Annotated in this window: 19 protein-coding genes and 1 riboswitch; of the genes, 6 read left to right on the forward strand and 13 right to left on the reverse strand. The window is 60.2% G+C overall.

What is annotated here, in order from left to right; all coding sequences use genetic code 11:
- Positions 1 to 8: 8 nt before the first annotated feature.
- From AB9K37_RS18655 to AB9K37_RS18675, 5 genes are all read right to left on the reverse strand, one after another.
- Positions 9 to 1,523, reverse strand: coding sequence for an aldehyde dehydrogenase (NADP(+)) (locus AB9K37_RS18655; protein ID WP_369841691.1), 1,515 nt, complete (start codon positions 1,521 to 1,523; stop codon positions 9 to 11).
- 101 nt (positions 1,524 to 1,624) lie between these two features.
- Entirely contained in the window at positions 1,625 to 2,419 is a 795-nt protein-coding gene (locus AB9K37_RS18660; RefSeq protein ID WP_369841694.1) for an NAD-dependent epimerase/dehydratase family protein, read from the reverse strand.
- Positions 2,420 to 2,424: 5 nt separating this feature from the next.
- On the reverse strand, positions 2,425 to 3,702 hold the full coding sequence (locus tag AB9K37_RS18665; protein WP_369841698.1) for a TRAP transporter large permease: 1,278 nt from the start codon (positions 3,700 to 3,702) through the stop codon (positions 2,425 to 2,427).
- Positions 3,702 to 4,223, reverse strand: a complete 522-nt coding sequence (locus AB9K37_RS18670) for a TRAP transporter small permease (protein WP_369841700.1) — start codon at positions 4,221 to 4,223, stop codon at positions 3,702 to 3,704. The genes AB9K37_RS18665 and AB9K37_RS18670 overlap by 1 nt, the downstream gene beginning before the upstream one ends.
- Before the next feature lie 61 nt (positions 4,224 to 4,284).
- A complete protein-coding gene (locus AB9K37_RS18675; protein WP_369841703.1) occupies positions 4,285 to 5,265 on the reverse strand; it encodes a TRAP transporter substrate-binding protein in 981 nt (326 codons plus the stop codon).
- Between the two features lie 320 nt (positions 5,266 to 5,585).
- On the opposite strand from AB9K37_RS18675, the gene yghU reads away from it, so the two are divergent.
- Together yghU and AB9K37_RS18685 are read left to right on the forward strand one after the other, a co-directional pair.
- Positions 5,586 to 6,425: a glutathione-dependent disulfide-bond oxidoreductase gene (yghU, locus tag AB9K37_RS18680; protein WP_369841706.1), complete on the forward strand. Its 840-nt coding sequence runs from the start codon at positions 5,586 to 5,588 to the stop codon at positions 6,423 to 6,425.
- 184 nt (positions 6,426 to 6,609) lie between these two features.
- Positions 6,610 to 7,587 carry a class 1 fructose-bisphosphatase gene (locus tag AB9K37_RS18685; protein ID WP_369841708.1) on the forward strand — a complete coding sequence of 326 codons (978 nt, stop codon included), beginning with the start codon at positions 6,610 to 6,612 and terminating at the stop codon, positions 7,585 to 7,587.
- A gap of 63 nt (positions 7,588 to 7,650) precedes the next feature.
- Here the strand turns inward: AB9K37_RS18685 and AB9K37_RS18690 are convergent, their stop codons facing one another.
- From AB9K37_RS18690 to AB9K37_RS18700, 3 genes are read right to left on the reverse strand one after another with little or no spacing between them, the layout of a single operon-like run.
- The gene (locus AB9K37_RS18690; protein ID WP_072705360.1) at positions 7,651 to 8,103 is read right to left on the reverse strand and encodes an RpiB/LacA/LacB family sugar-phosphate isomerase; all 453 of its coding nucleotides are present in this window, start codon (positions 8,101 to 8,103) and stop codon (positions 7,651 to 7,653) included.
- A 19-nt stretch (positions 8,104 to 8,122) separates the two neighbouring features.
- Entirely contained in the window at positions 8,123 to 8,887 is a 765-nt protein-coding gene (locus AB9K37_RS18695) for a triose-phosphate isomerase (RefSeq protein WP_369841711.1), read from the reverse strand.
- A gap of 13 nt (positions 8,888 to 8,900) precedes the next feature.
- Positions 8,901 to 9,662: a DeoR/GlpR family DNA-binding transcription regulator gene (locus AB9K37_RS18700; protein ID WP_072705355.1), complete on the reverse strand. Its 762-nt coding sequence runs from the start codon at positions 9,660 to 9,662 to the stop codon at positions 8,901 to 8,903.
- Between the two features lie 169 nt (positions 9,663 to 9,831).
- On the opposite strand from AB9K37_RS18700, the gene tkt reads away from it, so the two are divergent.
- A complete protein-coding gene (gene tkt, locus AB9K37_RS18705) occupies positions 9,832 to 11,847 on the forward strand; it encodes a transketolase (protein ID WP_369841714.1) in 2,016 nt (671 codons plus the stop codon).
- Positions 11,848 to 11,861: 14 nt separating this feature from the next.
- Positions 11,862 to 12,515 (forward strand): fructose-6-phosphate aldolase, encoded by a 654-nt coding sequence (fsa, locus tag AB9K37_RS18710; RefSeq protein WP_369841716.1) that lies wholly within the window; start codon positions 11,862 to 11,864, stop codon positions 12,513 to 12,515.
- 69 nt (positions 12,516 to 12,584) lie between these two features.
- On the opposite strand, the gene AB9K37_RS18715 is transcribed toward fsa, so the two are convergent.
- From AB9K37_RS18715 to AB9K37_RS18735, 5 genes are all read right to left on the reverse strand, one after another.
- Positions 12,585 to 13,535, reverse strand: coding sequence for a sugar-binding transcriptional regulator (locus tag AB9K37_RS18715; RefSeq protein ID WP_369841719.1), 951 nt, complete (start codon positions 13,533 to 13,535; stop codon positions 12,585 to 12,587).
- 110 nt (positions 13,536 to 13,645) lie between these two features.
- Entirely contained in the window at positions 13,646 to 14,083 is a 438-nt protein-coding gene (locus tag AB9K37_RS18720) for a 6,7-dimethyl-8-ribityllumazine synthase (protein WP_369841723.1), read from the reverse strand.
- 73 nt (positions 14,084 to 14,156) lie between these two features.
- A riboswitch (FMN riboswitch) is annotated at positions 14,157 to 14,289 on the reverse strand.
- Between the two features lie 83 nt (positions 14,290 to 14,372).
- The gene (locus AB9K37_RS18725) at positions 14,373 to 15,305 is read right to left on the reverse strand and encodes a sugar phosphate isomerase/epimerase family protein (RefSeq protein WP_369841726.1); all 933 of its coding nucleotides are present in this window, start codon (positions 15,303 to 15,305) and stop codon (positions 14,373 to 14,375) included.
- A gap of 2 nt (positions 15,306 to 15,307) precedes the next feature.
- A complete protein-coding gene (locus tag AB9K37_RS18730) occupies positions 15,308 to 16,816 on the reverse strand; it encodes a glycerol-3-phosphate dehydrogenase (RefSeq protein ID WP_369841728.1) in 1,509 nt (502 codons plus the stop codon).
- Positions 16,813 to 18,447, reverse strand: a complete 1,635-nt coding sequence (locus AB9K37_RS18735; protein WP_369841731.1) for an FGGY-family carbohydrate kinase — start codon at positions 18,445 to 18,447, stop codon at positions 16,813 to 16,815. The genes AB9K37_RS18730 and AB9K37_RS18735 overlap by 4 nt, the downstream gene beginning before the upstream one ends.
- 646 nt (positions 18,448 to 19,093) lie before the next feature.
- On the opposite strand from AB9K37_RS18735, the gene AB9K37_RS18740 reads away from it, so the two are divergent.
- Positions 19,094 to 19,747: a DUF2291 family protein gene (locus tag AB9K37_RS18740; protein WP_369841733.1), complete on the forward strand. Its 654-nt coding sequence runs from the start codon at positions 19,094 to 19,096 to the stop codon at positions 19,745 to 19,747.
- A complete protein-coding gene (locus AB9K37_RS18745; RefSeq protein WP_369841737.1) occupies positions 19,744 to 21,285 on the forward strand; it encodes a sugar ABC transporter ATP-binding protein in 1,542 nt (513 codons plus the stop codon). Before AB9K37_RS18740 ends, AB9K37_RS18745 begins: the two co-directional genes overlap by 4 nt.
- Positions 21,286 to 21,287: the final 2 nt, after the last annotated feature.

Raw genomic sequence — 21,287 nt, forward strand, 5'->3', positions numbered from 1 at the left:
GGATGGTCTTACGCCAAATCGTCCGGCAGGATCGACGCGGGGATGTTCTGGTAGCACACGGGGCGCAGGAATCGGCGGATGGACAGGGTGCCCACGCTGGTGGCGCCAAAGTTTGTCGACGCCGGATAGGGCCCGCCGTGAACCATGCTGTCGCAAACCTCGACCCCTGTGGGGAAGCCGTTGGCCAGCACCCGGCCTGCCTTGCGCTCGAGCACCGGCAGCAGACGGCGCGCCAGAGTGGCATCGCTATCGTCCATGTGCAGGGTCGCGGTCAGCTGGCCGACGAACGACTTCGCGACTTCGATCATCTGGGCTTCGTCCTTGGCCACGACCACCAGACTGAGCGGGCCAAAGACTTCTTCGCTCAGGGCGTGGTTGCCGATCCAGTCATCGGCAGAAACGCGGAACAGGAACGGCTTGGCTTCGCGGGTGTCGCACATGGATGTCAGCATGTCCTGCACCCCGGCCGCGCCCTGCATCTTGGCCGCGCCATCGCGGTAGGCCGCCGCGATCCCGTCGGTCAGCATGACCTGCGCGCCGCTCTCGGACAGCGCCGCGCGCGCCGCTTCAGCGAACGCCTCGCCTTCGGAACCCTCAAGCACCACCGCGATCCCGGGGTTGGTGCAGAACTGCCCCGCGCCCATGGTCAGCGATCCGGCCCACGCCTCGCCCAAAGCGGCCCCACGCGCCGCCACAGCCGAGGGCAGCATGAACATCGGGTTTACAGACCCAAGCTCGCCAAAGAACGGAATGGGTTCGTCCCGCTGCGCGCACAGGTCGAACAGCGCGCGGCCGCCGCCGAGCGATCCGGTAAAGCCAACCGCCTTGATCAGCGGGTGCTGCACCAAAGCCTGCCCCACATCGCGCTTGCCGCCTTGGATCAGGCTGAACACACCCTTGGGCATGCCGCACTTTTCCACCGCCGCCGCAATGGCCTCGGCCACAATCTCGCCGGTGCCGGGATGCGCGCCATGGCCTTTGACCACAACAGGACAGCCCGCCGCCAAAGCCGCTGCCGTATCGCCGCCCGCCGTGCTGAAGGCCAAAGGAAAGTTCGAGGCCCCGAACACCGCCACTGGCCCGATGGGCCGCTGCATCATCCGCAGGTCCGGACGGGGCAAAGGCGCCCGATCCGGCAGAGCCTCATCATACCGGCGGTCCAGATAGTCCCCTGCGCGAATATGGCTGGCAAACAAACGGATCTGTCCAACAGTCCGACCGCGCTCGCCCACCAGACGCGCCTCGGGCAGGCCAGTCTCAGCACACCCAATCTCGGTGATCGCCTCGCCGCGCGCATCAATCTCGTCGGCGATCGCTTCCAAAAACTGCGCGCGCGTCTCGCGGCTGGAATAGCCATACTCCCAGAACGCCTCTTCGGCGGCCTGACACGCCTGATCCACCAGCTCGGGCGTACCAACGCTGAACGCGAACGCAGCGCCGCTCACCGGCTCGTTCTTAAACGTCGCGTCGCCCGCAACCCACTCACCGGCCACCAAATGCTTGCCGTGCGGTTCAAATCCCATCTCTCATCTCCTCTGCGCTCCAAGCCATCCCAACAGCCAAACCACAAAGCGCTCCTGTCTTCTTTTTGCTCAAAATACTCCCGCCGGAGGCGGAAGCGGCCTCAGTCACGATGCACAGGTTCTGCCGTAAACATCCCGCCTTGCCACAGGACATCTGGCGCGTCGGCGGCCTTGCGGGGCTGCTGCTCAATCTCTTCGCGGAACACTTCACTGTCGTCCTTGGGCTTCCACCCCAGCCATCCCAGATGGCTGTTATCCCACCATCCGCAGGTATTGTCCGACGCGCCCCAGATGATCGGGCAGCCCAGTTTCGGCACTGCAAACACCCGCTCCATCAGTGACACGAAATCATCATAGCTCAGCCACGTTGCCATCATCCGGCGATCCTTGGGCTTTTCAAAGCACGAGCCGATGCGCAGCAGCGCCGTCTCTTGGCCGAACTTCGAGTGATACATGCTGGCAACAGCTTCGCCAAATACCTTGGAGATACCATACCACCCATCAGGCCGCGTGGGCATGTCTGCGGTCAGGCGCTGGTCCTGCGGGTAGTAGCCAATCGTATGGTTGGAACTCGCAAACACGATCCGCGGCTTGCCGTTCGCGCGCGCCGCCTCGTACAGGTTATAGAGACCACGAATGTTAGCCGCCTCGATCAGGTCATAGGACTTCTCGACCGACACACCACCCAAGTGGATGATCCCGTCACAATCCTTGACCAATTCAAAGACCGCGGCTTCGTCTGCCAGATCGCAGACCACATGCTCTTCGTTGGCAGCAGCCTCTCCCATCGGCACGACGTCAGACAAACGCAGGATGTTGGCCATATGCGCCAGACGGGTGCGGCACATGGTGCCCAATCCGCCCGCAGCGCCAGTGATCAATAGTCGTTTCATCATGAAAATCACTCCATCAGGCTCGGCAAGAACATAGAGAACGCCGGCACGTAGGTGACGAGCATCAGCGCCACCAGAATTGCGAGGTAGAACGGCAGGATCGATTTCACCGCCTGCTCGATCCGGATTTTGCCCACGACACAGCCCACGAACAGGCAAGCGCCGACAGGCGGGGTGCACAGACCCAAGCCTAGGTTCATCATCAGGATCACACCGAATTGCACTGGGTCCATTCCCAGTCCCACCGCAACGGGCAGGAAAATCGGCGTACAGATCAGGATCAATGCGGCCATGTCCATAATCATTCCCAGAACCAAGAGGATCAAATTGATCATCAGGAGGATGATTAACGGATTATCGCTGATACCGGTAACGAAATTTCCAAGAAGATCGGGAACACGATACAGCGCGAGCAGATAACTGAAGGCAGAGGCCGTCGCGACCAGCAGCATTACCAGCGCTGTCGTCCGCACCGAGGTAATCACCGCCAGCTTGAAAGCAGGCCATGTGAGTTCGCGGTAGACCAGCGTGGTCATGAGGATGGCCCAGATGGCCCCGAATGCGCCAGACTCTGTTACCGTCATCACGCCGGACAGAACGCCACCCACAATGATCACGGCCGTCATCAGTCCGGGCAGTGCCACGATGGTCGCCACGCCAAGCGCCTTGAAACCGGGGAAGGTTTCTGCCGGATAGCCACGACGCACCGCAACCCAATAAGCGACCAAGGCCAGACACAGGCACATCAGGATGCCGGGCACGATGCCCGCGATGAACAGCTTGGAGACTGACATGCCTCCTGCGGCCACTGCATACAGGATCATGTTATGCGAGGGCGGGATTACGATGCCTGCCACCGATGACGTGACCGTCACGTTCACCGCATAGTCGGGGTCGTAGCCTTTGTCCTTCATGACAGGAATCAGGATCGAACCAAGAGCCGAGGTATCCGCCACAGCCGAACCAGAGATGCCGCCGAACAACATCGAAGACAGGACGTTCACAACGCCCAAGCCACCGCGCACCGACCCCACAGCCGAAGACGCCAGACGCACCAGACGGTTCGCAATCCCGCCCTGCATCATCAACTCGCCCGCAAAGATAAAGAACGGGATCGCCAGCAGCGAAAAGACCGAGACACCGGACAGGATGCGTTGGAACCCGATGAACAGGGGCAGCCCTTCGTAGAGAAAGCCACCCACCGCAGCCAGACCCAGCGCGAATGCTACGGGCATGCCACAAAACAGACCCAGCCCGAAAATTCCGAATAGTACCGCGAGGCCCACTAGAGCTCTCCTGTCAGTTTGTAGTCACCACGGGCCAACTCGCCCACGTGATATAGGGAAAACACAACGGTCAGGGCACCGCAGATCGCCATGGGCACCGCGCGCCAGCCCTCGGCTATGCCGAGCATGGGGATATTCCGCGGCCACGTCTTTTCAGCCAGCGTCCAACCCTGCCACGCAAGGAACCCGCCGAACACACAGACAGCAATCACGGCGATCCAGCGCATGGGGATCCGCAGCGGGTTGGGCATCATCTCGCGGACGAAATCGATGGACAGGTGGCTCTTGTTCCACACGCCTGCCGCAGCACCCAGAAAGGTGATCCACACCACCAGCAACAGTGCCAGTTGCTCGACCCATGTAGGGGTGTCGTTCAGCACATAACGGCCCCACACCAGCCAACCAAAAATCGAGATCAGCGTGACCAGCTGCACGCCCGCGATCACCAAACAGGTCTGCGCCAGCGCCGCCAGAACGCGGTAAACCGGCCCGCGCGCCGTGTTTTCTAGTTCGTGTTCCACGTCGGTCTTCCCCGAAGAATGCTGGGCCGCACGCATTGGGGACATGCGGCCCGATACCCGCTTATTCAGTCGCCTGAATGTCTTTGATCAGCGACTCGAGGTCGGGATGTGCGCTGATAAAGTTCGCGTAGATCGGCTCCATCGCCGCTTGGAAGGCCGCAGGATCTTCGACCTCGTTCACCATGGAACCGGCCGCCTCAACCACCTCGAGGCTCTTGGCTTCGCGTTCAGCCCAAAGCTGGCGCTGGAGCTGAGCTGCTTCCATTGCGGCCTCTTTGACCGCAGCTTTATCCTCGTCCGAGACACCCTCCCAAACCGACTCAGCCACGCAGAGGCACTCGGGCAAGATCAGGTGGTTGGTGATAGAGTAATACTTGGCGACCTCGTAGTGGTTGGAGGACTCATAAGAGGGGTAGTTGTTCTCTGCCCCGTCAATCACCCCTGTCTGCAGGGACTGATACACCTCACCATAGGCCATGGGGGTCGCGTTGCCGCCCAATTGATCGACCATCTGAACGTACAGGTCGTTGTTCATGACGCGGAACTTCAGACCCTCGACATCGGCGGGGGTGTGGATCGGCTTCTTGGTGTTGTAGAAGCTGCGCGAGCCGCTATCGAACCACGACAGAGCCACGATGCCCGCCTCGCTCAGCGCGTCGCTGAACTGCTGACCAACATCGCCGTCCATCGCGTGGTGCATTTGTTCTACATCGCGGAAGATGAACGGCAGCGACAGCACGTTGGTCGCGGGCACGATTTCACCCATCGGACCCATGTTGAAGTTCGCCCAAGCCAGCGCGCCGCTGCGGACCTGCTCGATCGCGTCGGGCTGGCTGCCCAGAATGCCGTTGGCGTAGACGGTGGGTGCAATGCGGCCCTCGGTGACTTCGGCGACTTGGTCCGCAAAGGACTGCATCGCGACGGTGTTCGGATAATCCTCGGGGTGGATTGCCCACCCGCGCCACTCTGCTGCCTGCGCAATGGATGCCGCGCTGGTCAGCGCCACAATGGATACCGAAGCAATCTTCAAAATCTTGTTCATAGTGTCCTCCCTTCGGCGCACCTCCTGCGCCCGACGTCAACTTGTATGACAAATTGTCGGACAAGTTGTCAATACGTATGACAGACTTGTAATCAGCATGAAAAACAGGGTGCTAGATCCGAGTAAAGTGAATCTACGGATTCTTCTTAGATCAAATCGACTCCGCACCAAGCGACTCATCAGACAAGATGTGCGTACAGGCAGCAGGCAGATGCACACCGCCCCTGCCCTCTCTCACAGAAAACCTCGCAGTTTGGCCTGCCCTTTTCCGGTTTGCGCCCCTAAGTTGCCGCTAACGCGTTTGAACAAGAGGATTGAGTATGACCGATACCCCCTACACGCCCCCCGCCGTCTGGACCTGGGAACCCGGCAACGGCGGCCAATTCGCCAACATCAACCGCCCCATCTCGGGCGCGACCAAAGAGGTCGAGCTGCCCGTAGGCGAACACGGCCTGCAGCTATATTCGATGGGCACACCCAACGGGCAGAAGGTCACAATCATGCTCGAGGAACTGCTCGAGGCAGGTCACTCCGAGGCCGATTATGACGCATGGCTGATCAAGATCGGGGACGGCGACCAGTTCGGCAGCGGCTTTGTCGACATCAACCCCAACTCGAAAATTCCTGCGCTGATGGACCGCTCGAACGGCCAGCGCGTGTTCGAGAGCGGCTCGATCCTGACCTATCTAGCCGAGAAATTCGGGGCCTTCCTGCCGACCGAGGCTGGTGCCCGCGCCGAAGTGTTCAACTGGCTGTTCTGGCAGATGGGCGCTGGCCCATACGTGGGCGGCGGTTTCGGCCATTTCTTTGCCTATGCCCCCGAGAAGATCCAGTACGCCATTGACCGATTCACTATGGAAACCAAGCGCCAGCTGCACGTTCTGGATACCAATCTGGCGGATCGCAAATTCGTTGCAGGCAATGAGTATTCGATCGCGGATATGGCAATCTACCCTTGGTACGGCGGTCTGGTCGAAGGTCGCCTGTACGATGGGTCGGCCGAGTTCCTGAACGTGTCCGAATATGAAAATGTCCTGCGTTGGGCCGCTGATCTGGCCGCCCGCCCCGCCGTCCAGCGCGGCAATGTGGTAAACCGCACCGGCGAAGGCCAACTGGCTGAACGCCACAGCGCCGAAGACTTCAAAACCATCGGATTCTGAACCTGCTGGCGGGCCGACCACAGGCCCGCCACATGCGCCCATTGTGATGGTTGCGCTAAACAGACGCGGTGCAACAGCTTTTCTCGATTGCAGAGTTGTTGCATTCCCGATCTATGGCTAGTGTCACACCGATGTTCGGGGCACAGCCACGTGGCCCCTCAAGTCATTTCACGAAGGGTTACGAATGCTGGAATTAACCAACCACACCGCTTGCACCGCTCAGCCGCTGGACGACTATCTGGCCTCGCGCGGTGGTCCCGCCAAAATCATCAAAGCCATCGCGGACTCGCTGATGCCCATCGCCGACCGTCTGGCGGCCGGTGCGCTCTATGGCGATCCGGCGGCCATCGTTGGTGTGAACGAAAGCGGCGACAAGCAGAAGTCGCTTGATTTGGGCACCCACGTTTACATGGTCGATGTCCTGAAGGCTGCGGGCGTGCGCCTGATGCTGTCCGAAGAATCCGAAGAAGTCCTGACTCTGAACGAAGACGGCGCCTATGACGTTGCGATCGACCCCATCGACGGGTCCGGCAGCATCGGCGTTGGCGCGATCCTTGGTATGCTGTTCTCGATTGTGCCCGCATCGGACAAGGGCTTCTTGCAGGACGGCCATTCAATCGTTGCGGCAGGCTATGCGTCCTTCGGACACTCGATGGATTTCGGCTTTGCCATGGATGAAGGCGTGACCATCGCCGTCTACGACCGCGCCAGCGACATGCTGCGCGTCACTGTCGAAAACCTGCAACTGCCCGAAACCACCAAAGTTATTGCGTATAACGCATCCAACGCCCGCCATTGGGGTGCTGGCATGACCGCCTATATCGACGAGATTCTGGCCGGCAAAGACGGCCCACGTGGCAAGAACTACAACATGCGCTGGCCTGCTGCAGCCGTGGGCGATCTGCACCGCATCCTGCTGCAAGGGGGCATGTTCCTGTACCCCGGCGACCGCCGCGAGGGCTATGAGAACGGCCGCCTACGACTGGTCTACGAGGCGATGCCGATGGCCTATTTGATGCAGGCCGCGGGCGGTCTGGCCACGGACGGCCACCAGCAGATCCTCGACAAAGTCGCGACCGACGGTCACGAGCATTCCGCCCTGATCTTTGGCGCGAAAGAAGAGGTCGAGGCCTATCTGCGCTGCATGGAAGCCGAGAAGTAAGGCACAAAAAAGCGCGGCACCGTTGGGGTGTGCCGCGCTTTCGATCACCGCAAGCCTTGGGAGTTACTTGCGGTATTTCACGTCCAGATCGTTGATCGCGTTGACGTTGCCCGCCGAGCGGCCATTTTCATCAAAGCTGTTGGACAGGAACGCGTCGGCAATCGCCTTGGCCAGTTCCGACCCGATCACGCGCGCGCCCATGGTGATAACCTGCGCGTTGTTCGACAGGGCTGCGCGCTCTGCCGAGTAGGTGTCGTGGGTTTGTGCGGCGCGGATGCCCGGAACTTTGTTCGCCGACAGACACACACCGATGCCGGTGCCACAGCACAGGATCGCACGGTCGTAGGTGCCATCCAGGACGCCGTTGCATACGCGGTCCGACAGATTCGCGTAGAAGGCATCGGGGCCCTCGTCGGTGCGCGACACTTCGGACACCTCATATTTGTCGCCAAGGTAATCGGCCAGAACCTTTGCCAGACCTTCGCCTGCGCTATCGCCTGCTACTGCAATTTTCATGTGGATCTCTCCTCTGGGATCAAATCTTGGCCGCGCATTTGGCTAGAATGTCGAGGTATCCCTCGACGTTCCAAGCACTGCGGCCGATGAACAGCCCGTCGATATGCGGGCAGCTGATGAGTTCTTCGCAATTGCCGGGGTTGACCGAACCACCATAGAGGCAGGGCACTTTGCGCCCCAGCACGTCTTGGGCCACGGCAATGATTTCGGCCTGACGCGCATCCGCATACTCTGACGTTGCGGGAATGCCGTTCTCGCCGATGGCCCAGACGGGCTCGTAGGCCAGCAGAATCTCTGCCGATTTCTGGTCATCCGACAGTTTGGACAGGGCACCGCGTACCTGCTGCTCCAGCACTTCAGCAGCGCGGCCAGCTTCGCGTTCGGGCAGGGTTTCACCGATGCAGATCAGCGGGATCATTCCGTGACGCACAGCCGCTTCGGTCTTCAGGCCAACAGTTTCGTCAGTCTCGCCAAAGTGCTCGCGGCGCTCCGAATGCCCCAGTTCCACGATGTCGAGGTTACAGTCCTTGAGCATCAAGGGGGACACTTCGCCGGTCCACGCGCCCTGATCGGCCCAGTGCATGTTCTGCGCGCCCACTTTGACCGAGGTCTCGGCCAGTACGTCCTTGACCTGACGGACATTGGTGAACGACGGGATCACAAAGCGCTGGATGCGCTCGTCGCGACCGCCATCCGCAGCGGCCAGAGCCTCTGCAAAAACCATCGCTTCGGCGAGGGTCTTGTTCATCTTCCAGCTGGTTCCGATCCAGAATGAGGCGGTCATGTCCTTGGGTCCTTTAGTTGGCGACGATCAGGTCCACCCCGCCCTCGGCCATCGCGTCTAGCGCGGCCTGCGGAGGTGTGTCGTCGGTGATAATCGCAGTGTAATCAGTGAGGTCGCACAGCTTGTGCAGGGCCGTGCGTTCGAAACGAGTGTGGTTAATCAAAAGGCAACTCTGCCGCGCCGATGCTTGCATCGCGCGCTTGGCGCGCACCACCTCGTCGTCCATGTGAAACGCCTCCATCCCCGCCACCGCGGGCACAGAGATAAAGGCAATGTCCGCCCGTAGGCGATCCAATGCATCTTCGGTCACAACGCCAAAGTAAGCATTAAACTTCGCCGAATAAGTCCCGCCCAAGGCGATCAGCGTGATCCCGCTTTCATCCCTCAGCGCATCCATGATCGCGGCGTTATTGGTGATCACAGTCAATGGACGCTTTTCCACCAGACGCCGCCCCAGCACCGCTGCGGTAGAGCCATCGTTGACCATTACCGTCATACCGGGCTCGACCAGCTTCAGCGCCTCGTCCGTCATCCGATCCTTGGCCGCGCCACTGCGCCGTTCGCGAAACCGGAAATCGGATTCGAACTGGGTGCCTGCTTCGGTCGTCGCACCACCGCGGATTTTGCGCAAAACGCCCGCCTGCTCCAGCTCATCCAGATCGCGGTGGATGGTCATTTTCGAGACGACAAATCGCTGCGCCAGATCCTCCAGATCTACCGATCCCTGCTCGACCAGCAGGTCCATGATCGCTTGTTGGCGCTCGTCGCGTTTCATCTTCCAAACCTTTGTCTGCTTCACTTTGGCTTCAAATACCCCAGCGAAACGGTGAGTGCAGTCGTAACATCAAACATAACATGATCAACACAATTTTTGTGATTTTGTGATTTTTTCTTGTTACGATTCAGTTTGGGCGCTAACACACCTCCAACGAAGGAGGACTGAGATGCCCAAAGACGTTCTGGTGGCTGACAAAGCCGCAATTGATCCCGCAACTTTTGCTCTGGCCAACTGCATTCGCGCCCTGTCAATCGACGCGGTCGAGGCTGCGAAATCCGGCCACCCCGGCGCGCCCATGGGCATGGCCGATGCAGCAACCGTGTTGTTCAAGAACCACCTGAAATTTGACTCTGCGAACCCCGATTGGCCTGACCGCGACCGCGTCGTCCTGTCGAACGGCCACGCGTCGATGCTGCTCTATTCGCTGCTGCACCTGACCGGCTACGAAGACATGACGCTGGATCAGATCAAGAACTTCCGCCAGAAGGGCGCGATCACAGCAGGCCACCCAGAATACGGCCACGCCAAGGGTATTGAGACCACCACCGGTCCCCTTGGTCAGGGCATCGCGAACGCGGTTGGCATGGCGATGGCAGAGCGCCGTCTGGCCGACGAATTCGGTAGCGATGTTGTCGATCACCACACCTATGTGTTCCTCGGCGATGGCTGCCTGCAAGAAGGCATCGGCCAAGAGGCGATTTCACTGGCAGGTCACCTTGGCCTTGGCAAATTGATCGTTCTGTACGACGACAACGAGATCACAATTGATGGCCCGACCTCTGTGTCGTTCAGCGAAGACATCCCAGCCCGTCTGGCCGCTTGCGGCTGGCACGTGCAATCCTGTGACGGCCACAACCCCGCCGAGCTGGACGCGGCCATCACCGCCGCCAAGGCAGAAACTGGTAAACCCAGCCTAATCGCGATGAAGACCGTGATTGGCTTTGGCGCCCCGAACAAGGCTGGCACCGCCAGCTCGCACGGCTCGCCCCTTGGCGGGGGCGAAGCCGCAGCGACCAAAGCGGCCTTGGGTTGGGACGCTGCGCCCTTTGAAATTCCCGCAGACCTGCTGGACCAATGGCGGGCGATCGGCACGCGTGGCGCAGAGGCGCGTCAGGCGTGGGAAGCCCGTTTGGCGGCCAAAGACGCCGACACCCGCAGTGAATTCAGCCGTCGCCTGACCAGCCAGTTGCCTGATGCCTACAAGACTGCAATAGCCAAAGCCCGCGCGGACCTGTTCGCGAACCCGCAAAAGGTTGCGACCCGCAAGGCCAGCCAGATCGCACTTGAAGCGATCACTCCAGTCCTGCCCGAAATGATCGGCGGCTCGGCTGACTTGACCGGCTCTAACCTGACCCGCGTGCCTGCTGTCGACAGCCAGTTCACCGCAGAAAAGTCAGGCCGCTATGTCGGCTACGGCGTCCGTGAATTCGCGATGGGCGCGGCCATGAATGGCATGCTGGTCCACGGCGGCCTGCGCCCTTATGGCGGCACGTTCATGGTGTTCTCGGACTATGTCCGCAACGCGATCCGCCTGTCTGCCCTGATGGAGATCCCGACCGTCTACGTGATGACTCACGACTCGATCGGCCTTGGCGAAGATGGCCCGACCCACCAGCCGGTCGAACACATGGCATCGCTCCGCGCCATGCCCAACCTCTACAGCTTCCGCCCCGCCGACGTGGTCGAGACGCTGGAATGCTGGGATATCGCCATGCGCAGCGCCAAGACCCCATCGCTGCTGGCCCTGTCCCGTCAGGGTGTGCCGCAACTGCGCCTAGAGGAAACCGGCGAAAACCTGTCGGAAAAGGGCGCCTACGTCATCCGCCAGTTTGGCGAGGGCCGTGATATCACCCTGCTCGCGACCGGCACCGAAGTGTCGCTGGCCATTGAGGCCGCAGAGGCTCTGCATGCGGATGGCAAATCCGTCGCTGTCGTGTCGATGCCAAGCTGGGAGTTGTTCGAAGCCCAAGATGATGATTATAAGGCCGCGACTCTGGGCAGTGCTCCACGCATCGCAGTCGAGGCCGCTGGCAAGTTCGGATGGACACGCTATGTGGCCCGCGAAGATGACGTGATCGGCATGACCAGCTTCGGCGCGTCGGCTCCGGCAGAGGAGCTGTATGAACAATTCGGAATTACCAAAGAGGCGATCATCGCACGTGCAAAAGCACTGATGGCCTAATCAGGAGAGACCCCATGAAATTCTTCGTCGATACCGCTGTTGTCGAGGACATCAAAGAACTGAACGACTACGGTCTGCTGGACGGTGTGACCACCAACCCCAGCCTGATCGCCAAGTCGGGCCGTGACTTCAAAGAAGTGATCGCGGAAATCTGCGCACTGATCGACGGCCCCGTGTCCGCCGAGGTTGCTGCCATGGATTATGACGGCATGGTTGCCGAAGGTGACCACCTGGCACAGATCGCCGACAACGTTGTGATCAAGCTGCCGCTGACCCTCGACGGTCTGAAGGCGTGTCGCTACTTCACCAAAAAGGGCGTCAAAACCAACGTCACCCTGTGCTTCAGCGCAAACCAGGCTCTGCTGGCTGCCAAAGCAGGCGCAACCTACATCAGCCCCTTCATCGGCCGCCTTGATGACATCAACATCGACGGCATGGAGCTGATCGCAGACATCCGCGCGATCTACGACAACTACGGTTTCGAGACCGAAATTCTGGCCGCATCGGTACGTACGCCGAACCACGTCAAAGACGCTGCCGTTCTGGGTGCCGACGTTGCAACCATCCCGCCTGCGGTCATCAAAGGTCTGGCCAAGCACGTTCTGACCGACAAAGGTCTGGACCAGTTCGCCAAGGATTGGGCTGCAACCGGTCAGTCGATCCTGTAATCACGGGCGACAATCAGAATAGTGCAAAGCGGCCCACGGGCCGCTTTTCCTTTTTGTAGCGATGTCGGATCAGAGATTTAGCAGCGCCTGCGCGGTCAACTCATCCGTAATCAAGCCCTTGAGCTTGCCACTACAGAGCACAGCGTGAATGGCGGCCAGTTTATCCGCGCCACCCGCAATCGCGACGATCTCATCGCCCTCGCCCATGCAGGCTCCAAGGGTCCGCGCTGTCAGGGTCGTTTCCATCACGGCCCCGTTTGCATCAAAGAAATGCCCCAGCATTTCCCCGCGCCCACCAGCGGCTTTGATTTCTTCAATCTCTTCGTGTTCGATCATGCCGGAATGCACCAACTGCGCATCCGGCTCTACCGTGCCAATTCCAACGATTTTCAGATCCGCGTTGTTCGCCATCTCGAACACTTCGCCCACGCCCTTCTGGTGCAGCATGACTTCACGATCCTCGACCGTGTTGGCAAAGAATGGCACTGGCATCATAAACGCAGGCGCGCCCGTTTTTTCTGCCAGCTTGTGCATCACCTCGTGCGGGTTCGCCGAGAAATTTCTTGCCAGCCCCCCCAGGAGCGACACGAAACGCTGCTTCAACCCATCCATGCGCGGCAGTTGCTGCACACTCGCGGCCAAGGTCCGCCCGTGGGCCAGACCGATTACCGCGTGATCGCCGTGCTCTAGCTCACGCCGCAGATAGCTGGCCCCTGCCAGCCCCAAAGCGCGCAGCGGCAGCCCTTCTTCGCCGATATCGGGGGCAACTTCGCAAAACTCGAGGCCAAAGCGCTCTGACAGTTGCATTTCCAGATCGACGCACTCGACGATATCGCCCTCGACAGTTACCTTGACGGCGCCCTCGGCAACAGCGCGAGCAATCAAGCGATGCGCCTTCACCGATGGCACGCCAAGACGTTTGGCGACAGCCGCTTGGGTCAAGCCGCCCGCGTAATGCAGCCACGCCGCGCGCAGCGCCATGGACATCTCTGAATCGCCGTTTCCGTTTGGCTTCGCCACCGTGCATCACCGCCTTTGCAAAATTTTATTCAGTCTGAAAAATAATTCACCAAAGGTAAAGTCAACCAACAAGAAAAAGGCGACGCCACGCGCCGCCTTTCGCTGTCGGATCAGACGTTGATGGCCGCGACCATGCGGACCGCGCTGGCGGCCTCTGCGCCCTTCTTGACGAAGTGGTCGAAGTAGAAGCCCATGTGCTCTTGGCTAGGCTGGAAGTGGTGCGGGGTCAGCGAGACCGAATAGGTCGGAACGCCGGTGGCCAGCTGCGCATCCATCAGGCCGGTCACAACCGCTTGGGCAACAAAATCATGGCGGTAGATGCCGCCGTCAACGACCAGAGCCGCACAAACGATCGCATCATACTTGCCGCTTTCGCCAAGCTTCTTGGCCAGCAGGGGCATCTCGAACGCACCGGGCACGTCAATCGCAGTCACCTCATAGGCGACGTCCGACGCATCCATATCGGCTTTAAACCCGACCAGCGCCTGATCGACGATGTCCGAGTGCCAACGTGCTTTGATGAAGGCGATATTCAGTTTTTCAGTCATGGAACCATCCTTGGTATTAACAAATGGTCCCAAGGCGATAGAAGCCACCGGCCCCGCGTGTAGCGGTGCCACTGACCATCCTCTTCCATCCGGACTTTAACCGTCGGCCCCGGAATTCCACCGGATCTGCTAGACCCTACCGCTATGGCAGGCGCTCGCGGGCTATCACCGCCGGTGGGGAATTTCACCCCGCCCTGAGAACAGTACAGATGTGCCCGCGCCGAAAGATAAGTTCAAGCGCCGCAGGCGACTTTTTCGTGCCAAACACGGCAAAGGTCGTCGCGTCGGCTCAAATATTCAGGTCCTGAACGCCGCTGTCGATGTGCGGTGCCCAGAATGCGACACTCTCGGCGATCTGGGGGATCACTTCGCGGTCGTTCGGGTCACGCTCTTTGAAGGATAGCTCGAGACAGATTTCGTTGTCTTTCGCCCCGCCCTCGTCGAACGCCTTGAGCAGCGGTTCCGGCTGGATACGGCCCTTGGCGTTAAACTCAGCGGTAAAGGGACGGTGCCCGCCCTTGTCCATCAGCGACTGTTTGATGTGAATGATCGGGCTGACCTGCGGCACGGCCCGCGCCCACGCGTAGGGGTCAAAGTCATCGGGATTGTCACTGGTCACGTCGCCATGATCGATGTCCGCCATCATCCACATGGGAATCGCCATATCGGCGGCAGTCAGACGGTCCTGCAACTTCATGCACTCGGCGATGGTCTCGCCGAACTCTCGGCCCACGCTCATGGGCTCCCAGAAGACATAGTCGAGACCTGCACCCTTGGCGTGCTCGGCCACCTCGGCCCAGCAATCGATAGCGATCTGGATCAGGTCTTCGCGGCGCTGCGCGTCATCGAAATCCCGATAGGTAAAGATCGCGAACTGGGTTCCGACCGACGTCCCGCCAAGATCCCCGATGATGTCAGCAAAGGTCTTGAACCAGTCCACGTAGTAGCGACGCACATCCGCGTCGGGATGCCCAAAGTGATTCAGCCGCCCATAAGGGCCGGTCATCCCGCTGGTCACGCGCACACCGGTCCGGTCCATGGCGGCCTTCATCTGGCGAGTCAGACGGCGGATGGTACTGGCCTGCCAACTGGGATTGATGAATTCGTGGGTCAGCTGCAGGTCACGGATCTTCAGATCCCGCGCCACCGTTTCGATCAGATCATCGGGGTCAGCGTAGCGGTTCACCATAGGATTGGTGTTCAGGGAAAGTGTCAGAGCCATCGTTACGCTGCCTTGTCCACGTTTGCTTCGAACCACTCGGTAAAGGCGGCCTGTTCAGCCTCGGTCATGTGCAAGCGGTGCTTCGTCCGGCGCCAGAGGATATCCTCGGCGGTTTGGGCCCATTCGTTCTGCACCAGATAGGCGACTTCAGCCTCATATAGGTTGCCGCCGAAGTGCTGACCCAAACCGTCCAGAGCCGTCGCATCACCGGCGATCTGAGCGATGCGCGTGCCATAAAGGCGACCGTAATGCTTGCGCAGGGCGCGGGGCATCCACGGGTAGTCGGCCTTCATTTTCTCGCGAAAGGCTTCGTAGTCCGCGTCGGGCATATCCCCACCTGGCAAAGGCGCGTGTTCGGTCCAGTCGCCCTTCATCTGCGGGAAGTAGTCAGCGATCTTGTGCAGGCCGCGTTCGGCCAGCTCGCGGAAAGTGGTGATCTTGCCGCCAAAGATGTTCAGCATCGGCACACCATTCTGGTCGTCGATGTCGAACACATAGTCGCGGGTCACGGCGCTGGGGTTGCCCTGCCCGTCGTCAAACAGCGGACGCACGCCCGAGAAGCTGCGCACCACATCCTCGCGGCGGAGCTTCTCCTTAAAGTACCGGTTAACGGCCTTGATCAGATAGTCGATCTCGGACTCGTCGGCGGTCACCTCTTCGGCGCGGCCTTCGTATTGGATGTCGGTGGTGCCGATCAGGGCCTTGTCGCCCTCGTAGGGGTTGATGAAGATCACGCGCTTGTCGTGGTTCTGCACCAAGTAGGCCTGCTGCCCCTCCCAGAACTTGGGAACGATGATGTGGCTGCCCTTAACCAGACGCACGTTCCGGCTGGAGTTCGAGCCGGCCACATTGTTGATCACCTGCGTAACCCACGGGCCCGCCGCGTTCACGATGCATTTTGCGCGGAAGGTACGTTCCTCGCCCGTCATCGAATTCTTGGTGGTCACGGTCCACGCGCCATCCTCGCGGCGGGCGCTGGTGCAGGCGGTGCGGGTCAGAACCTCGGCCCCGCGTTCGGCGGCATCGACCGCGTTCAGCACAACTAGGCGGGCGTCATCGACCCAACAGTCCGAGTATTCAAAGCCGCGCGTGTACTGATCCATGATCGGCGCGCCCTCTGGGTCGCGGCGTAGGTTCAGGGTGCGGGTGCCGGGCAGCTTCTTGCGACCGCCAAGGTGGTCGTACAGGAACAGTCCCAACCGCACGAGCCACGCAGGGCGATCATCCGGAGAATGGGGCAAGACAAAGCGCATCGGCCAGATGATATGGGGCGCGGCATTCATCAGAACTTCGCGCTCGATCAGCGCCTCGCGGACCAGACGGAATTCATAGTATTCCAGATAGCGCAGGCCTCCATGGACCAGCTTGCCGGAACGAGAGGACGTCCCTTGGGCCAAATCATCCTTCTCGCACAGCACCACGGACAGGCCGCGACCAGCCGCATCCCGTGCCACGCCGGCACCGTTGATGCCGCCGCCAATTACAAACAGATCGACCATTTTATCAGTCATGGCTCGCTCCTTTCGGACAAGAGGGTCGCGTCCAAAGTCATTTCAGTGTGTTCATCTTTGGGATCGGTCGCGTTCACCCAAGGCGCACGAGGGTCGCCCTGTAGGGTGTCCCACACGGGCCGCAGGCTCTGACGGGCAGAGACATAGGCGGGGAAGACCTGATCATAAATTCGGGACAGTTCGGGGTCGGGCTGTTCGGCCTGCCCGAGCAATGGGGTCACCCATTCCGCGATGCAATCGTCCATGGTGTCATAGGCGCCGATGGCAACCGCAGCCATCATCGCACAGCCGGCGGCACCTGCCTCTTCGCGCTGGGAGACGCGCACCGGGGCCTTGATGCAAGAGGCCAGAATTTGGCGCAGGGCGTTCGATCGCGCTGCGCCGCCGGTGATCCGCAGTTCCGTCGGGTCAGCATCCATCGCGGCGTAGCAATCGCGCGCTGCCATCCCGAGCCCTTCAATCACGGCGCGCAGCATATCGGGGAACCGGTGATGGGCTGCGAGGCCGGTGAAGCCTGCACGGGCGTTGGCGTTCACGAACGGCCCGCGCTCGCCCGCCTCCGAGATATAAGGGTGGTACATGATCGCGCCGGGCTTGGCGCGGCTGACCCAGCCTTCGATCCGGCCAACCAGATCCGAGTAATCTACAGGCTTGCCGGTATCGCTCATCAAGTCCGCGGCTAAACGCAGAGCCCAGTCGATGTTCAGTGTCGCCGCCATATTGGTTTGCACCTGCGTAACCACATCCGGCACGGGCAGCGCGATAACATAGCCAGTGCCTTCGGCATTCAAGTGCACATCGCCGGACCGTTTCGCCTGCATATGCACGCCTGTCGAGCCGATGGTCGAACACGCCGCGCCAGCGGTTCCGGTGTGGACCCCTGCCCCGAGCGCCGTCATCACCATGTCCACGTACCCGAGCGACACGGGCGTTCCGCCCAGCAGACCGGTTTGTGCAGCCGCTTCAGCGGACAACGGATGGGTGATCTGCGTGCCGTCAATGATCTTTGGCAGCAAGTGGCGGCGATGGGTCAGGCCCAATGCCTCGATCACCAAGTCATCGTATTGACGGGTGCGAAAGTTGCCAAAAGTAAAGCTGGCCTCGGACGGGTCGGTCGCCCTTTCACCTGTCAGGCACAGGTAGAGCCAATCCTTGCAGTGCAGCGCGACCTCGGCGCCATCCAGCAGGTGCGGCGCGTAGCGGTCCATATGAGCCATCTGCGTGCCTTGCTGACACGTATTCAGACCAGTGCCAGTCGCCTCGAACCGCGCACGGTTCAGTGCGCCTGCTGCCAGGTCTTGCACTGTCGGAGCCGCGCGGGCATCCAGCCAGAGCCAAGCGTTCGACACAGGGCAATTGCCCGCGCCAACCAGCCAAGTGCCATCCCCCTGCGCTGTAACAGCCACAGCCGCCGTCCGCGCCGCCAAATCCGGTATCTTTTCGCCGAGCCCGCACAAAGCCGTTGCGCAGTCGGTCCATGTCTGGTCCAGTGATTGGCACGCAGACCCGTCAGCACCACTAAGATAGTGGTTCAGGACAGAACTCGTCCCCAGCTGGCGGCCACGCAGGTCAAAGGCCACAGCCTTGATCACCGAAGTGCCCGCGTCGATGCCGATAATGATATCGGTCATGGCCGCACCCTCGTGTCGTACCCGTTCATAGTATCCTCCCTTTCGCGTCGGACAGGCTGGTCACTCCCCTGACCACAAACGCCATCAACAACGCGCAAAGTTCCTATGCACCCCCATAGGTGCGCCCTTCATATCACAGACATAACGCAAACATTCGGCGCTGTACATGTAATTTTTTACTTTCGTCGTAAAAAATTTCATGTACAGTTATCGACACACGGGGCACAGCGCCTCGCTCTCTTCGAATAGGAAGAGGCCGTATATTCCCCTTAAATTAAGGGATCGTTAGACGAATTGATGCCACATCAGCATCGCGAATCTGACGAGAATCAAACGACAGGCACCCCACTGATAGGTGCACGATCTTTTGAACGGCCTTGACCGAAAGCATTCGACCATGAGAGAGCTACCGCAATATTTGTGGTTTATAACTTATTTATATCATCGACTACGGTCGGTGACCCGGAAGGTCCAGATGCACAGTGGAGGGTGCGGATGTTCCGGCAGAGGGAGGAAAAGAGAATGCGCCAAAACGCCCGTTCACTTCGGGACGAGTCCCGGCTGATTTGCTGTCAGCAAGCATGACCCTGTCCATGTTCCAAGTCGCCGCACGTCGTCTTTCAGTCACAGGAAAGGTCAGACCGATATGAGTTACCAGTCCGAGACCCAGCATCAGATTGCCCAGAATAGCAAACGCCCTGCGATCATCTTTGGGGCAATCTGTCTGGCCGTGGTCGCCGCTATGGCCATCGACACCACCGTTGTACGCATTGGATCTGAACAGGATGTGCGCCAACAGGGCTTCTCGCCCGAACAATTTGGGGCAGAGACGTTCCCAGAAGTGCGCACGTTTGTTCAGGAACGTGCCGTCGACGCCAAGACCTTGTTTGTCGAGGCGGTCGCCGACAAGAAAGCCGCAGGCGAAAAATACGGCGTGATGGCAGGGATCGCCCCTGTGATGCCCGTGACCTTTACTGGCGTTGTGGGCGAAGGCAAATCTGGCACCTTCTACGTCGCGATCGAGGGGATGGAGGACGCCAAGGTCCGCGTCCAGACCGGCCCTGCCGTCAACGGTACCGAATTGCGCGACGCGATGGGCACCATTTCGTTCGGCGACTTCACCAACCAGATCGAATACCAGAACGCAGGCTCGGGCATTAACAACGCCATGAAAGCCGAGGTTCTGGCAGATCTGGACCGCGAAAACCTGACCGGCAAAACCATCGAGGTCACGGGCGTGTTCACCATGCTCAGCGCCAAGAACTGGCTGGTCACGCCGGTGGAGCTGTCGGTCCAATGAACGATATCCCACAGGCAACGCCAGACACCCAAGAGGTTGTCCTTGCTGCGCGCAACGTGGCCAAATCCTATGGCAGCGTGCACGCGCTCAAGGGTGTGAACTTTGATATCCACCGCGGACAGGTCACGACCCTGTTCGGCGAAAACGGCGCGGGCAAATCCACTTTGATGAAAGTGCTGTCCGGTGTGATCCAACCCACGACGGGCAAGATCCTGCTGGACGGTCAGCCGGTCAGCTTCACGTCGTCGAGCCACGCGCAGTCCTTGGGTATTTCGATCATTCACCAAGAACTGAGCCTCGCGCCGAATATGACCGTACGCGACAACATCTTCTTGGGACGCGAAATCCGCACGCCCACCGGCATCGACTACGCCGAAGAAGAACGCCTGACCCGTCTTTTGATGGAAGAGCTGGAAGAAGACATTGATCCCCTGACCCCGGTCGAGGAATTGCGTCTGGGTCAGCAGCAGATCGTCGAAATCGCGCGCGCCCTGTCGGTCAAATCGCGCATCCTGATCATGGACGAGCCGACCTCGGCCCTGTCCGCGACCGAGGTTGAGGTACTATTCAAGGTCATCCGTGACCTGACCAGCCGCGGCGTGTCGATTGTGTACATCTCACACCACCTCGAAGAGGCGCTCACCATCACCGACCACGCCGTGGTTTTGCGCGACGGCAACATGACCGCCTACGCACCGCGTTCGGAAATCGATCTGGAGTGGATCGTCCGCAACATGGTGGGCGAGAACTTCGATCTGGGCTCCCCGCCGTCAGGCTACGACTTTGGCGCCCCTGCCCTGTCAATTCAGGACTTGACCGTTATGGACGAGGCTGGCGCAGGCTTTGCCGTCGTCGACAACCTGTCGCTGGATATCAAAGCAGGTGAGATCGTCTGCATCTATGGTCTCATGGGGGCCGGACGAACCGAGTTGATGGAAACCGTCGCGGGCCGCATGGGCCAAGCGGCTGGCGAAGTCCGGCTTCACGGTCACGAGGTCAGCCACCTGACCATCGCCCAACGCATCGAGTCCGGCCTGTGCTTGGTTCCCGAGGATCGCCAGCGCGACGGGTTGGTGCAGACCATGAGCGTGGGGCAGAACCTGTCTCTGGCTAGCATCCGCAAGTTCACGCGCGGGATTTTCACCTCTCGCAAGGACGAGAACCAGCTGATCGAGGACTCGATCCGTGACGTGACCGTCAAAACGGACGGTGGCGACGCGGCAATCGGCTCGCTGTCAGGCGGCAACCAGCAGAAGGTCGTGATCGGCAAGATGCTGGCGACCCACCCCACGGTTATCATGCTGGATGAACCCAGCCGCGGCATCGACATCGGCGCCAAGGCCGAGGTGTTCCGCCTGCTCGCAGAGCGCGCCCGTGACGGGCTCGCCGTACTCTATTCGACCTCCGAAGTCAGTGAATGCCTGTCCATCGCCCACCGCATCATCGTCATGCACAAGGGCCATATCAGTGCCGAATTCGGACCCGACGCAACCAAAGAACAGATCATGGCCGCCTCTGGCGAGTCCGTGGCCGCTTAATC

The sequence above is a fragment of the Donghicola sp. XS_ASV15 genome (assembly GCF_041224595.1).
Classification (GTDB): Bacteria; Pseudomonadota; Alphaproteobacteria; order Rhodobacterales; family Rhodobacteraceae; genus Donghicola.

Bases quoted from the DNA above. Each gene is read 5' to 3' on its own strand.
- AB9K37_RS18685 (WP_369841708.1), top strand. From the start codon at position 6,610: ATGCTGGAATTAACCAACCACACCGCTTGCACCGCTCAGCCGCTGGAC.
- AB9K37_RS18655 (WP_369841691.1), bottom strand. From the start codon at position 1,523: ATGGGATTTGAACCGCACGGCAAGCATTTGGTGGCCGGTGAGTGGGTT.
- AB9K37_RS18745 (WP_369841737.1), top strand. From the start codon at position 19,744: ATGAACGATATCCCACAGGCAACGCCAGACACCCAAGAGGTTGTCCTT.
- AB9K37_RS18735 (WP_369841731.1), bottom strand. From the start codon at position 18,447: ATGACCGATATCATTATCGGCATCGACGCGGGCACTTCGGTGATCAAG.
- AB9K37_RS18695 (WP_369841711.1), bottom strand. From the start codon at position 8,887: ATGACCGCCTCATTCTGGATCGGAACCAGCTGGAAGATGAACAAGACC.
- AB9K37_RS18730 (WP_369841728.1), bottom strand. From the start codon at position 16,816: ATGACTGATAAAATGGTCGATCTGTTTGTAATTGGCGGCGGCATCAAC.
- tkt (WP_369841714.1), top strand. From the start codon at position 9,832: ATGCCCAAAGACGTTCTGGTGGCTGACAAAGCCGCAATTGATCCCGCA.
- fsa (WP_369841716.1), top strand. From the start codon at position 11,862: ATGAAATTCTTCGTCGATACCGCTGTTGTCGAGGACATCAAAGAACTG.
- AB9K37_RS18690 (WP_072705360.1), bottom strand. From the start codon at position 8,103: ATGAAAATTGCAGTAGCAGGCGATAGCGCAGGCGAAGGTCTGGCAAAG.
- yghU (WP_369841706.1), top strand. From the start codon at position 5,586: ATGACCGATACCCCCTACACGCCCCCCGCCGTCTGGACCTGGGAACCC.
- AB9K37_RS18740 (WP_369841733.1), top strand. From the start codon at position 19,094: ATGAGTTACCAGTCCGAGACCCAGCATCAGATTGCCCAGAATAGCAAA.
- AB9K37_RS18725 (WP_369841726.1), bottom strand. From the start codon at position 15,305: ATGGCTCTGACACTTTCCCTGAACACCAATCCTATGGTGAACCGCTAC.
- AB9K37_RS18700 (WP_072705355.1), bottom strand. From the start codon at position 9,662: ATGAAACGCGACGAGCGCCAACAAGCGATCATGGACCTGCTGGTCGAG.
- AB9K37_RS18675 (WP_369841703.1), bottom strand. From the start codon at position 5,265: ATGAACAAGATTTTGAAGATTGCTTCGGTATCCATTGTGGCGCTGACC.
- AB9K37_RS18660 (WP_369841694.1), bottom strand. From the start codon at position 2,419: ATGATGAAACGACTATTGATCACTGGCGCTGCGGGCGGATTGGGCACC.
- AB9K37_RS18720 (WP_369841723.1), bottom strand. From the start codon at position 14,083: ATGACTGAAAAACTGAATATCGCCTTCATCAAAGCACGTTGGCACTCG.